General features: G+C 53.8%; 11 protein-coding genes. 6 read left to right on the top strand and 5 right to left on the bottom strand.

Going from position 1 to position 13,354, the window contains the following annotated elements; translation table 11 throughout:
* The first annotated feature begins 360 nt into the window (after positions 1–360).
* Positions 361–2,958, top strand: a complete 2,598-nt coding sequence (acnB, locus tag SOM82_RS03795; RefSeq protein WP_320460311.1) for a bifunctional aconitate hydratase 2/2-methylisocitrate dehydratase — start codon at positions 361–363, stop codon at positions 2,956–2,958.
* Positions 2,959–3,150: 192 nt separating this feature from the next.
* Positions 3,151–3,513 carry a protein YacL gene (gene yacL / locus SOM82_RS03800; RefSeq protein WP_320460310.1) on the top strand — a complete coding sequence of 121 codons (363 nt, stop codon included), beginning with the start codon at positions 3,151–3,153 and terminating at the stop codon, positions 3,511–3,513.
* A gap of 31 nt (positions 3,514–3,544) precedes the next feature.
* On the opposite strand, the gene speD is transcribed toward yacL, so the two are convergent.
* From speD to SOM82_RS03815, 3 genes are all read right to left on the bottom strand, one after another.
* Positions 3,545–4,339, bottom strand: a complete 795-nt coding sequence (gene speD / locus SOM82_RS03805; RefSeq protein ID WP_154127218.1) for an adenosylmethionine decarboxylase — start codon at positions 4,337–4,339, stop codon at positions 3,545–3,547.
* A gap of 20 nt (positions 4,340–4,359) precedes the next feature.
* Positions 4,360–5,220 carry a polyamine aminopropyltransferase gene (gene speE, locus SOM82_RS03810; protein ID WP_154127219.1) on the bottom strand — a complete coding sequence of 287 codons (861 nt, stop codon included), beginning with the start codon at positions 5,218–5,220 and terminating at the stop codon, positions 4,360–4,362.
* Positions 5,221–5,336: 116 nt separating this feature from the next.
* Positions 5,337–5,684: a YacC family pilotin-like protein gene (locus SOM82_RS03815; RefSeq protein WP_154127220.1), complete on the bottom strand. Its 348-nt coding sequence runs from the start codon at positions 5,682–5,684 to the stop codon at positions 5,337–5,339.
* Between the two features lie 145 nt (positions 5,685–5,829).
* Here SOM82_RS03815 and cueO point away from each other — a divergent pair, with 145 nt between their 5' ends.
* The gene (gene cueO, locus SOM82_RS03820; RefSeq protein WP_320460309.1) at positions 5,830–7,392 is read left to right on the top strand and encodes a multicopper oxidase CueO; all 1,563 of its coding nucleotides are present in this window, start codon (positions 5,830–5,832) and stop codon (positions 7,390–7,392) included.
* A 193-nt stretch (positions 7,393–7,585) separates the two neighbouring features.
* Here the strand turns inward: cueO and SOM82_RS03825 are convergent, their stop codons facing one another.
* On the bottom strand, positions 7,586–9,976 hold the full coding sequence (locus SOM82_RS03825) for a glucose/quinate/shikimate family membrane-bound PQQ-dependent dehydrogenase (protein ID WP_320460308.1): 2,391 nt from the start codon (positions 9,974–9,976) through the stop codon (positions 7,586–7,588).
* Positions 9,977–10,180: 204 nt separating this feature from the next.
* Here SOM82_RS03825 and hpt point away from each other — a divergent pair, with 204 nt between their 5' ends.
* Positions 10,181–10,717: a hypoxanthine phosphoribosyltransferase gene (gene hpt, locus SOM82_RS03830; protein ID WP_154127223.1), complete on the top strand. Its 537-nt coding sequence runs from the start codon at positions 10,181–10,183 to the stop codon at positions 10,715–10,717.
* A 96-nt stretch (positions 10,718–10,813) separates the two neighbouring features.
* Here hpt and can read toward each other — a convergent pair whose 3' ends face one another.
* Positions 10,814–11,476, bottom strand: coding sequence for a carbonate dehydratase (gene can / locus SOM82_RS03835; protein ID WP_154127224.1), 663 nt, complete (start codon positions 11,474–11,476; stop codon positions 10,814–10,816).
* A gap of 107 nt (positions 11,477–11,583) precedes the next feature.
* Here can and SOM82_RS03840 point away from each other — a divergent pair, with 107 nt between their 5' ends.
* Both SOM82_RS03840 and SOM82_RS03845 read left to right on the top strand, forming a co-directional pair.
* Positions 11,584–12,510, top strand: coding sequence for an ABC transporter ATP-binding protein (locus tag SOM82_RS03840; protein WP_154127225.1), 927 nt, complete (start codon positions 11,584–11,586; stop codon positions 12,508–12,510).
* On the top strand, positions 12,507–13,277 hold the full coding sequence (locus SOM82_RS03845; protein ID WP_154127226.1) for an ABC transporter permease: 771 nt from the start codon (positions 12,507–12,509) through the stop codon (positions 13,275–13,277). Before SOM82_RS03840 ends, SOM82_RS03845 begins: the two co-directional genes overlap by 4 nt.
* Positions 13,278–13,354 lie beyond the last annotated feature (77 nt).

The raw sequence follows: 13,354 nt of genomic DNA on the forward strand, positions 1-13,354 counted from the left end.
ATGTGTATTTATTACACAAATTATATCTGTTGGCGGAAAAACCGTTGGACGTCAGGCAATAAATGCACTGTCGCTCGCTGTTTTTGCTGCTGGCACAGCGATGTCACGCTGCGCTACACCATACGTAACGATTCAGCAAATTATTTAATGTTGCTTTTTTGTAAACGGATTAACACTGTGCAGAAATCCTGCTATGCTGCCCGACGCGGTATCGGGCATTTACCCTACAAACTGCTGTCTCACAGGAGCGTGAAGAGAACGCCGATACACCAAAGCCTTCAGGCTGCGCAACCAACACAGACGCAGCCTGAAGAATAAAGTGTATGCCGCATTATGATAATGAGAGCGAGGAGAACCGTCGTGCTAGAAGAATACCGTAAGCACGTAGCAGAACGTGCCGCCGAGGGAATTGTACCGAAACCTTTAGATGCAACCCAAATGGCCGCGCTCGTCGAGCTGCTGAAGAATCCGCCTGCGGGCGAAGAAGAATTCCTGTTAGATCTGTTGATCAACCGTGTTCCGCCTGGCGTAGATGAAGCCGCGTATGTTAAAGCCGGATTCCTTGCTGCGATTGCCAAAGGCGAAGCCACCTCCCCACTGGTCACTCCTGAAAAAGCGATTGAACTGCTCGGCACCATGCAGGGCGGTTACAACATTCATCCGCTGATCGACGCTCTGGATAGTGAAACGCTGGCACCGATTGCCGTCAAAGCGCTGTCCCAAACGCTGCTGATGTTTGATAACTTCTACGATGTGGAAGAAAAAGCCAAAGCAGGCAATCGCCATGCTAAACAGGTGATTCAATCCTGGGCTGACGCGGAATGGTTCCTGAACCGTCCGGCACTGGCTGAAAAAATGACCGTCACTGTGTTTAAAGTGACTGGCGAAACTAATACTGATGACTTGTCTCCGGCTCCGGATGCCTGGTCTCGCCCGGATATCCCACTGCATGCGCTGGCGATGCTGAAAAACGCCCGTGAAGGTATTGAGCCGGATCAGCCAGGTGTTGTCGGCCCGATCAAACAGATCGAGGCGCTTGCAAACAAAGGCTTCCCGCTGGCCTACGTCGGCGATGTTGTCGGCACCGGTTCTTCCCGTAAATCTGCAACCAACTCCGTACTGTGGTTTATGGGGGATGACATCCCTCATGTGCCAAACAAACGTGGCGGTGGTTTGGTGCTGGGCGGCAAAATCGCCCCTATCTTCTTCAACACCATGGAAGATGCAGGCGCATTGCCAATTGAAGTGGACGTGAACGACCTCAACATGGGTGACGTCATCGACGTTTATCCGTTTAAAGGTGAAGTTCGTCGCCACGAGACCGGCGAGCTGTTGGCAAACTTTGAACTGAAAACCGACGTGCTGATTGACGAAGTGCGTGCCGGTGGCCGTATCCCGTTGATTATCGGTCGCGGCCTGACCACCAAAGCGCGTGAATCGCTGGGTCTGCCGCACAGCGACGTGTTCCGCCAGGCGAAAGACGTGGCCGAAAGCAGCCGCGGTTACTCTCTGGCGCAGAAAATGGTCGGTCGCGCATGCGGCGTGACGGGTATCCGTCCTGGCGCCTATTGCGAACCGAAAATGACCTCCGTCGGTTCTCAGGACACCACCGGGCCAATGACCCGTGATGAGCTGAAAGATCTGGCGTGTCTGGGCTTCTCTTCTGATCTGGTGATGCAGTCCTTCTGTCATACCGCTGCCTATCCAAAGCCGGTTGACGTCACCACTCACCACACCCTGCCAGACTTTATTATGAACCGCGGCGGTGTTTCACTGCGTCCGGGCGATGGCGTTATTCACTCGTGGCTGAACCGTATGCTGCTGCCGGATACCGTAGGCACTGGCGGTGACTCCCATACCCGTTTCCCGATTGGGATCTCATTCCCGGCGGGCTCTGGTCTGGTGGCGTTCGCGGCGGCGACGGGCGTGATGCCGCTGGACATGCCGGAATCGGTTCTGGTGCGCTTCAAAGGCAAAATGCAGCCGGGTATCACCCTGCGCGATCTGGTGCATGCGATCCCGCTGTACGCGATCAAGCAAGGGCTGCTGACCGTTGAGAAGAAAGGGAAGAAAAACATCTTCTCAGGCCGCATTCTGGAGATCGAAGGTCTGCCGGATCTGAAAGTGGAGCAGGCATTCGAGCTGACCGACGCCTCTGCCGAGCGTTCGGCTGCAGGCTGTACAATCAAGCTGAACCAGGAGCCGATTGTTGAGTATCTGACCTCTAACATCGTGTTGCTGAAGTGGATGATTGCGGAAGGCTACGGCGATCGTCGTACGCTGGAGCGTCGCGTTCAGGGGATGGAAAAATGGCTGGCGGATCCGCAGCTGCTCGAAGCCGATGCTGACGCAGAGTATGCGGCGGTGATCGACATCGATCTGGCGGATATCAAAGAGCCAATTCTGTGTGCGCCGAACGATCCGGACGATGCGCGTCTGCTCTCTGATGTGCAGGGCGATAAGATTGACGAAGTATTTATCGGTTCTTGTATGACCAACATCGGCCACTTCCGTGCGGCCGGTAAGCTGCTGGATGCCCATAAAGGCCAGCTGCCAACGCGTCTGTGGGTGGCTCCGCCAACCCGTATGGATGCGGCACAGCTGACGGAAGAGGGTTACTACAGCGTGTTTGGCAAGAGCGGGGCGCGTATCGAAATCCCTGGCTGTTCCCTGTGTATGGGTAACCAGGCGCGCGTGGCCGATGGTTCGACGGTGGTTTCCACCTCGACCCGTAACTTCCCGAACCGTTTAGGTACGGGGGCGAACGTCTATCTGGCCTCTGCCGAACTGGCGGCTGTTGCGGCGCTGATTGGCAAACTGCCGACGCCGGAAGAGTACCAGACCTTTGTGGCTCAGGTGGATAAGACGGCGGTGGATACCTACCGTTACCTGAACTTCGACAAACTTTCTCAATATACCGAGAAAGCGGACGGCGTGATCTTCCAGACAGCGGTATAAACGGCAAAACCGTCTCCACCGAGACGGTTTTTAGTGTTTGCACCCTCTCCTGTGGGAGAGGGACGAGGTGAGGGCATCAGGCCGCAGGGTCTTGCTCTCACCTTTTTATTTTCCACTCCTGACACCCGTCCCGCTTTTTATCTCCTCGCTATCTGCGATAATTACGCCATTGGCTTTGCAGAGGAAAAAACGATGGATTACGAATTTCTGCGCGACATCACTGGTGTGGTGAAAGTGCGTATGTCGATGGGCCACGAAGTTGTTGGGCACTGGTTTAACGAAGAAGTAAAAGAGAACCTTGCTTTGCTTGATGAAGTTGAACAGGCTGCCCGCACGGTAAAGGGTAGCGAGCGCACCTGGCAGCGTAATGGACATGAATACACGCTATGGATGGATGAAGAAGAGGTGATGGTACGCGCCAATCAGCTTGAAATATCGGGCGATGAAATGGAAGAGGGCATGAGCTATTACGATGAAGAGAGTCTGTCGCTGTGCGGCGTAGAGGACTTTTTACAGGTCGTCGCGGCGTACCGCGATTTTATGAAACAGAAGTAATTCTTCGGAGCGTCCTTGCTCCATGCGCCTGTTACACGGCCGGAATATTGCGGCCGTAGTAGATTTCGCGCATCTCTTTCCAGAGCAGATCGGTAATGACTTTTCGCTCTTCTTCGCTTAAATCTTCAGGCCTGGTGTGGAACATGTAGTGCTTCAGGTCGAATTCTTTCAGTAACATCTTGGTGTGGAAGATGTTTTCCTGATAGACATTGACGTCCATCATATCGTACAGCGCCTTCATATCCTCTGACATAAAGTTCTGAATCGAATTGATTTCATGATCGATAAAATGCTTCATCCCGTTGATATCCCGGGTGAATCCGCGCACGCGATAATCGACGGTCACAATATCGGATTCAAGCTGATGAATAAGATAATTCAGCGCATTCAGTGGCGAAATCACGCCACAGGTGGAGACTTCAATATCGGCGCGGAAGGTACATAATCCGCCCTCCGGATGGCTCTCCGGATAGGTGTGAACGCAGATATGGCTTTTATCGAGATGGGCAACCACCGCTTCTGGCAGCGGGCCGGGGTGTTCGGTAGGATCGATAAGATGCGGGTCAACAGGCTCCTCACTGACGAGGATCGTCACGCTTGCACCCTGTGGTTCATAATCCTGACGTGCGATATTCAGGATATTGGCTCCAATAATCGAGCACGTTTCTGACAGAATTTCAGTCAGGCGATTGGCGTTGTAGAGTTCGTCGATATAGGCGATATAACCATCGCGCTCTTCCGCTGTTTTGACGTAGCAGATATCGTAAATACAAAAACTCAGGCTTTTGGTCAGGTTGTTAAAGCCATGCAGTTTCAGCTTTTTCAATTTAGTTCACCCCCTTAGAGTCATTGTGCGGACAGTGCGTCTTGCAGATATTGTGGCAAGGCAAACGCTGCCGTATGTACTGCGGGATTATAGTAACGGCATTTCAGGTTGGCCTGATGGAAGCGGGCCTGGATTATTTCAGTCGAGAGATGGCGCAGCACGTCATTGTCTGTTGCCCAGGCAAAGGTCATGATCCCGCCGTAATAGGTCGGAATTGCTGCCTGATAGAAACTCACATCGCCAAAGTAGTGGCTCAGTTTGCGGTGGCTGTCGATGGCTTCATCCTGTTGCAGGAAGCAGACGCCGTTCTGGGCAACAAAAATTCCGCCGGGTTTCAGGCAGCGTTTGCAGCCTTCGTAGAAGGAGGAGGTGAAAAGCGTCGCGCCCGGGCCAATCGGATCGGTGCAATCGGAAATGATCACATCAAATGTCTGCTGCGTCTGGTTCACAAAATTGACGCCGTCGTCGATCACCAGCGTAAAGCGCGGATCGTCGTAGCTGCCCGCATTGTGGTTTGGCAGGTACTGGCGGCAGAAAGAGACCACGCCAGCGTCGATCTCTACCATGGTGATGGTTTCAATCGATTTATGCCGCGAAACTTCGCGCAGCATAGCGCCATCGCCGCCGCCGATGATCAGCACATGTTTCGCGTGTCCGTGCGCCAGCAGCGGTACGTGGGTCATCATTTCGTGATAGATGAATTCGTCACGTTCGGTGGTTTGTACCACGCCATCCAGCGCCATCACGCGGCCAAACGCGGCATTCTCGAAAATGATCAAATCCTGATGATCGGTTTTCTCGTGATAAAGCACGTTATCAACGGCAAAGTACTGACCAAACTGGTCATGCAGCGTTTCATGCCACATTTTATTATCGGTCATTGGCTGATACCTCCTTTGTTAACATCCATTACACCCACGCAAAATGGGCGCAACATCATAGCCAACAACGACCGTGCATGCACGGCCATCATTTCAACAAAGGGGCGTCGGGAAGGTTACTTTACGTAGGCGAGCAGGCTCAGCGAATCGCGGGCCAGCGCTTTGCATTTTTTCGCGACAGGGATGCCGATGCCGCTTAAATCGCGGTAGCTGTCTTCACCGAGCGCCTTCATGTCAAAGCTATCGTAGTTGCTGAGATCCCATTGGTTCTGCTGGGCAAAAAAGACCAGTGCGCGACGAATCTGCCCGTTAGGCAAATTCTGGTAGCCACAATCGTTCTTCAGGAATACAAAAACCGCCGTTAAATCGGCCATATCTTCCGCTTCATTTTCACTCAGCGCATAACTGTTTACGCTCGCAGCCATCAGGCTGCCGAACAAAATTGTCCTGAAAAACGTCTTCATTGCTTCTACCACTGCATCACGGAAATTTAACGTTAGCATACTTGATAGCAGGGCGACGACCTTTATTATTGCCGCTTTACTTGACCTTCCGGTTAGGGGAGGGTTTAAGCTCAAATTATCGTCTGCAGGACATAAGGGAATAGATATGCAACGTCGTGATTTTTTGAAATATTCTGTTGCGCTGGGTGCTGCCAGCGCATTACCGCTGTGGAGTCGCGCCGTGTGGGCTGCCGACCGGCCCGCGCTGCCCATACCTGATTTGCTGACGGCGGACGCCCGTAGCCGTATTCAGCTGATTGTGCAGTCAGGCAAATCGGTATTGGGTCCCCATCACGCCACGACATGGGGTTATAACGGCAATTTACTCGGACCCGCGCTCCGCTTATCCAGGGGCAAGCCGGTGACGGTGAGTATTCACAACACTCTGGCTGAAGAAACGACGCTGCACTGGCATGGACTGGAAGTGCCCGGTGAAGTGGACGGTGGCCCGCAGGGTGTCATTAAACCCGGCGGTGAGCGCAGCGTAACGTTTACCCCCGATCAGCGTGCCGCCACCTGCTGGTTCCATCCGCATCAGCACGGTAAAACCGGCCATCAGGTCGCGATGGGTCTGGCGGGCCTGGTTTTGATCGAGGACGATGAAAGCCGCCTGCTGCGTCTGCCGAAACAGTGGGGTATCGACGATATACCGGTTATCGTGCAGGACAAGAAATTCACCGCCGACGGACAGATCGACTATCAGCTCGATGTAATGAGCGCCGCGGTAGGCTGGTTCGGCGATACGCTGCTCACCAACGGCGCGATTTATCCTCAGCATGCCGCGCCAAAAGGCTGGCTGCGTTTGCGTCTGCTCAACGGCTGTAACGCGCGTTCACTCAATTTTGCGACCAGCGATCAGCGCCCGATGTATGTTGTTGCCAGTGACGGCGGGCTGCTGGCGGAACCGGTAAAAGTGAATGAACTTCCGATGCTGATGGGCGAGCGTTTTGAAGTGCTGGTGGATATCAGCGACGGCAAGTCGTTTGATCTCGTTACGCTCCCGGTCAGCCAGATGGGGATGGCCGTTGCGCCGTTCGACAAACCGTATCCCGTTTTGCGTATTCAGCCGCTGCGGGTAACGGCCTCCGGCACGCTGCCGGATACTCTCGCCGCTATCCCCGCGCTGCCGTCGCTTGACGGGTTAACGCAGCGTAAGCTGCAACTTTCGATGGACCCGATGCTCGATATGATGGGCATGCAGGCGCTGATGAACAAATATGGCGATCAGGCCATGAGCGGAATGCATCACGGCCAGTCGATGGGCCATATGAATATGGATCACGGCAATATGGGCCATATGAATCACGGCGGCGGGAAAGGGTTTGATTTCCATAGCGCCAACCGTATCAACGGCCAGGCCTTTGATATGAACACCCCGATGTTTGCGGCCAGTAAGGGCCAGTACGAACGCTGGGTGATATCCGGTGAGGGCGACATGATGCTGCATCCATTCCATATCCATGGCACGCAGTTCCGTATCTTGTCAGAGAATGGCAAGCCGCCAGCGGTACATCGTGCAGGCTGGAAGGATACGGTAAGAGTGGAGGGCGGGGTGAGCGAGGTGCTGGTGAAGTTTGATCACGACGCGCCGAAAGAGTTTGCTTACATGGCGCACTGTCATCTGCTGGAACATGAAGATACAGGGATGATGTTAGGGTTTACGGTGTAAATGCGTACGGTTTGATGCCCTCACCCCGACCCTCTCCCACGGGGAGAGGGAGCAAACATTAAAAATGGCAACCGGGTTGCCATTTTGCTTTTACTCTGTGCGGCCTGATGCCCTCACCCCGGCCCTCTCCCACAGGGAGAGGAGGAAAACCGGGCAGTCCCCTCTCCCTTGAGGGAGAAGGGCTGGGGGAGAATTACTTCACATCATCTGGCAACGCATACGCGACAATGTAGTCGCCCATCTTCGTACCAAACGAACCATGCCCCCCCGCAGAGATGACAACGTACTGCTTGCCATCCACTTCATAGGTCATTGGTGTCGCCTGTCCACCCGCCGGCAGACGGCCTTGCCACAGTTTCTCACCGTTGCTCATGTTATACGCGCGCAGGTAGTTATCTGCGGTTGCTGCGATGAACAAGACATTACCCGCGGTAGAAATTGGGCCGCCAAGCATTGGCATCCCCATATTGAACGGCACTGGCACAGGCATCGGGAACGGCATGCTGTCTTGTGGCGTACCAATACGTTTTTTCCAGACGACCTGGTTGGTTTTCAGATCCGTTGCTGCGATATAACCCCATGCAGGTTGTTTACACGGCAGGCCAAACGGAGAGAGGAACGGGTTGAGCGTCACGCCAAACGGTACGCCGTACTGCGGCTGAATACCCGCTTCCGTGCCGCTGCCTTTCGCATCTTTCGGCTGCTCCATCGGGTTACCCGGACCGCGTGGGATCAGCTTCGAGACGAACGGGAGCGCCATCGGGTTGGCAATCGCCACCTGACGGTTAGGGTCAACGGAAATTCCACCCCATTCGAACATACCGAGGTTGCCCGGGAAGACCAGCGTGCCCTGCTCAGACGGCGGGGTGAAGATGCCTTCATAGCGCAATTGATGGAACATCACGCGGCACACCAGCTGGTCGAACATGGTGGCGCCCCACATGTCAGCGCCGGTCAGGTCTTTCTTCGGACGGAAGCTCAGGTCCGAGAACGGCTGCGTTTTGGTGACGTAGTCGCCCTTGGCTGCGCCCTGCGGAACCGGTTTTTCCGGAGCAGGAACCACCAGCTTGCCGTTAGTGCGATCCAGCACGAAGATGTTACCGGTTTTCGCCGGAGCGTAGATGACCGGAACGGTTTTACCGTTGACGGTAATGTCGGCCAGCGTTGGCTGGGACGGCATATCCATATCCCACAGGTCGTGGTGTACGGTCTGATAGCTCCAGGCCAGCTTACCGGTAGTGGCATTCAGCGCCACAATAGAACTCGCGTAACGCTCCTGCTCCGGTGTGCGGTTACCGCCCCAGATATCTGGCGTGGTGACACCCATCGGCAGATACACCAGATCCAGTTTCGCGTCATACGCAGCCGGTGCCCAGGAGTTCGGTGAGTTAAAGGTAAAGGTGTGTTCATCCGACGGGATAGCGTTTGGATCTTTCGCGCCCGGATCGAAAGCCCACAGCAGTTTGCCGGTGTTCACGTCGAAACCACGGATCACGCCCGACGTTTCACGAGTCGAGAAGTTATCCGTTACCGAACCGGCAATCACGATAGTTTTATCGGTAATAATCGGCGGTGACGTTGGCTCATACAGGCCCGGAGTGGTATCGGGCATGTTGGTTTGCAGATTGAGGATACCTTTGTTGGCAAAGGTTTCGCACAGCTTGCCGGTCTCCGCGTTGATCGCAAACAGACGGCCATCATTCACTGGCAGCATAATACGACGTGGGCAATCTGCCACGACGTCCGGGCTGGCATTATCCGCACGGGCTTCATGGTAAGAGACGCCGCGGCAGGTAATGTGCTGGAAGGAAGGATTAGAATTCAGCTGTGGGTCAAAGTGCCATTTCTCTTTACCGGTTGCCGCATCCAGTGCAAACAGGCGCTGGTGAGCGGTACAGAGGTAAAGCATGTTGCCGACTTTGATCGGCGTGACTTCGTTAGTCAGCTCACCTGGATCGTTCGGCTGTTTCAGATCGCCGGTACGGAATACCCAGGCTTCTTTCAGGTTTTTAACGTTGTCGGCGTTGATTTGCTTCAGCGGCGAATAGCGTTGTCCTTCCTGATTACGACCATAAGCAGGCCAGTCACCGTCAGCAATCTGCGAGATAGCAGCGGCAGGCGTTGACTCGGCATTCAGCGTGCCTTTGACTTCCTGCGGATCGTTAAAACCAGCCCAGGTCAGAATGCCGCCGGTAATGAGCAGAGCCACGACCAAAGCGGCAACGGCGCCGTTGGCGGGGATCCACAGACGACGCCAGACGAACGGCAAAATCAGCCAGATACCGAAGAAGACCAGAATGTCGCTACGCGGCGTGAGCGCCCAAAAGTCGAAGCCGACTTCCCAGACACCCCATACCATGGTGGCAAGGAGTAATGCAGCATAAAGCCACAGCGCGGAACGTTTACGACGCCACAGCAGGACGGTGACACCCAGCATGATCAGACCCGCGATCGGGTAGTACCAGGAGCCGCCAATAGTGACCAGCCACACGCCACCGATTAACAGATACAGCGCGCAGAAAGCGGCGAAGAGCGCTGTTAATGTCACCAGTAGACGCGGCTGTTGATTTTTTGTTTCAGCCATAGAAAAGTACTCTGTAGTTTGTTAATTATTTGATAGCAATTAATTATAGGTATTAACAAGTGTGATCGGAATCACAAATTGAGCTTTTTATAACTCATGCGCCAGGCGAATCCATTTGCTGGTATACTGCCGTACTTGTGAATCAATGTTGGACGCAGGTAAATCCGCATTGATAGATTTGTTTTAAATCATACGGTTAGTAATATGAAACATACTGTTGAAGTGATGATCCCGGAAGCGGAGATCAAAGCGCGTATCGCCGAACTGGGTCGTCAAATTACCGAGCGTTATCAGGACAGCGGCAGCGAAATGGTGCTGGTGGGTCTGCTGCGCGGTTCATTTATGTTCATGGCAGACCTGTGCCGTGAAGTGCACGTTTCCCATGAAGTCGATTTTATGACCGCCTCCAGCTACGGCAGCGGCATGTCGACCACCCGCGATGTGAAAATCCTTAAAGACCTGGACGAAGATATTCGTGGCAAAGATGTGTTAATCGTTGAGGACATTATCGACTCCGGTAACACCTTATCTAAAGTGCGCGAAATTCTGAGTCTGCGTGGGCCAAAATCGCTGGCGATTTGTACCCTGCTGGATAAACCTACGCGCCGTGAAGTGGACGTGCCGGTGGAGTTTGTCGGTTTCTCTATCCCGGATGAGTTCGTGGTCGGTTATGGTATCGACTATGCGCAGCGCTATCGCCATCTGCCGTATGTCGGCAAAGTGGTGCTGCTGGACGAATAAAATGTTGTGCGGAATGGCGCGTTGATGCCTGTACTCCGACCCTCTCCTGTCTGGAGAGGGTAAAAAGCGAAGGTGCCGACCGGCGGCTTGCCAGACTTATTTGTGGTTGGCGTGTTTCTTTGTCAGATTCGATACACCCTGACGATAGCGCTGTTCAAGCGTTTCGCGGTTCGTGGCTGTCACTTCCAGGTCACGCAGCAAGCCATCGTGAATCCCATATGCCCAGCCGTGAACGGACACTTTCTGTCCCCGCTTCCACGCGGAACGCATGATGGTGGAGTGACCCAGGTTATACACCTGTTCCATGACGTTGAGTTCACATAAGGTATCGAGGCGGCGCTCCTGCGGCATTTCTCCCAGCAGTGAGCTATGTTTGAACCAGATATCGCGAATGTGCAGCAGCCAGTTATCAATCAGCCCCAGCTCCGGGTTTTCGACCGCAGCCTGTACACCGCCACAGCCGTAGTGGCCGCAAATAATAATGTGTTCCACTTCCAGAACGTCCACGGCGTACTGAACGACGGAGAGGCAATTGAGATCGGTGTGAATCACCAGGTTTGCCACGTTACGGTGAACGAACAGCTCACCCGAATCAAGGCCGGTCAGGCGTTCCGCCGGGACGCGGCTGTCAGAGCATCCAATCCATAAAAAACGTGGATTCTGCGCCTTCGCCAGCTTCTCAAAAAATCCCGGGTCCTCTTCAACCAGCATTTTTGACCATAGTGCATTGTTGCTGATGAGTGTATCTATGTCATTCATAGAGGTTAACGACCTGTAACCGAGTAATAGCGTTGCGCTAATATAGGGTAACTCGACTTTTATTGAAACCACACAACGTGTGTCAGAACTATAGGTAAGTTTAATTCATGACTATCGCACTGGAGCTCGAGCAGCTTAAAAAAGTCTATCCGGGTGGCGTTCAGGCGCTGCGCGGGATCGATCTGAAAGTGGAGGCGGGAGATTTCTACGCGCTTCTGGGACCAAACGGTGCCGGAAAATCCACGACGATCGGCATTATCAGCTCACTGGTTAACAAATCCTCAGGTAAGGTGGCCGTCTTTGGCTATGACCTGGAAAAAGACGTGGTCAACGCCAAACGCCAGCTGGGACTTGTGCCGCAGGAGTTCAACTTCAACCCGTTCGAGACCGTGCAGCAGATTGTGGTGAATCAGGCGGGTTATTATGGGGTTGAGCGTAAAGATGCCATCACGCGCAGCGAAAAGTATCTGAAACAGCTCGATCTGTGGGAAAAACGCGATGAACGTGCGCGCATGCTATCCGGTGGGATGAAGCGCCGCCTGATGATCGCCCGAGCCCTGATGCATGAACCAAAACTGCTGATCCTCGATGAGCCAACGGCGGGCGTGGATATTGAGTTGCGCCGTTCGATGTGGGGTTTTTTAAAGGATCTCAACGATAAAGGCACCACCATCATTCTGACCACTCACTATCTCGAAGAGGCGGAAATGTTGTGCCGCAATATCGGCATCATTCAGCGCGGTGAGCTGGTGGAAAACACCTCGATGAAAAATCTGCTCTCCAAACTCAAATCCGAAACGTTCATTCTCGATCTGGCGGCCAAAAGCCCGCTGCCGAAGCTGGAAGGCTACCAGTATCGTCTGGTCGATACCTCGACGCTGGAAGTGGAAGTGCTGCGTGAGCAGGGGATTAACAGCGTGTTCTCGCAGCTGAGCGCGCAGGGTGTACAGGTGTTAAGTATGCGCAATAAAGCCAACCGACTGGAAGAACTGTTTGTCTCGCTGGTCCATGAAAAACAAGGAGAGCAGGCATGATGCATCTTTATTGGGTGGCGCTAAAAAGTATCTGGGCCAAAGAGATCAACCGCTTTATGCGCATCTGGATCCAAACCCTGGTGCCGCCAGTGATCACCATGACGCTGTATTTCATCATCTTCGGGAATCTGATTGGCTCCCGTATTGGCGAAATGCATGGCTTTACCTATATGCAGTTTATCGTGCCGGGCCTGATCATGATGGCGGTGATCACCAACGCCTATGCCAACGTGGCATCGTCGTTTTTCAGCGCGAAGTTCCAGCGTAATATTGAAGAGCTGCTGGTGGCCCCGGTGCCGACGCACGTCATCATCGCCGGTTATGTGGGCGGCGGCGTAGCGCGGGGGCTGGCAGTAGGGATTCTGGTGACGGCTATTTCTCTGTTCTTTGTGCCTTTCCAGGTTCATTCGTGGGTGTTTGTGGCCGTCACGTTGCTGATGACGGCTATTCTGTTCTCACTGGCGGGGCTGCTGAATGCGGTGTTTGCGACCACGTTTGATGACATCAGTCTGATTCCGACCTTTGTGTTGACGCCGTTAACTTATCTCGGTGGGGTATTTTATTCGCTCACACTACTGCCGCCGTTCTGGCAGGCGTTATCTCACCTCAATCCGATTGTGTATATGATCAGCGGCTTCCGTTTCGGTTTCCTCGGTATTACTGATGTGCCGCTATTCACGACCGTTGCCGTACTCGCGGTATTTATTATCGCGTTCTACATCCTGTGCTGGTATTTGATCCAGCGCGGCCGTGGACTGCGCAGCTAATCGATAGCCCGGTGGTCGCAAACCATCGGGCTGTTTTCTGATTTCATCCTGATAAACTGGGGCAAACTTGTCGTTGC

This window comes from Lelliottia sp. CFBP8978 (assembly GCF_034046055.2).
GTDB lineage: Bacteria > Pseudomonadota > Gammaproteobacteria > Enterobacterales > Enterobacteriaceae > Enterobacter.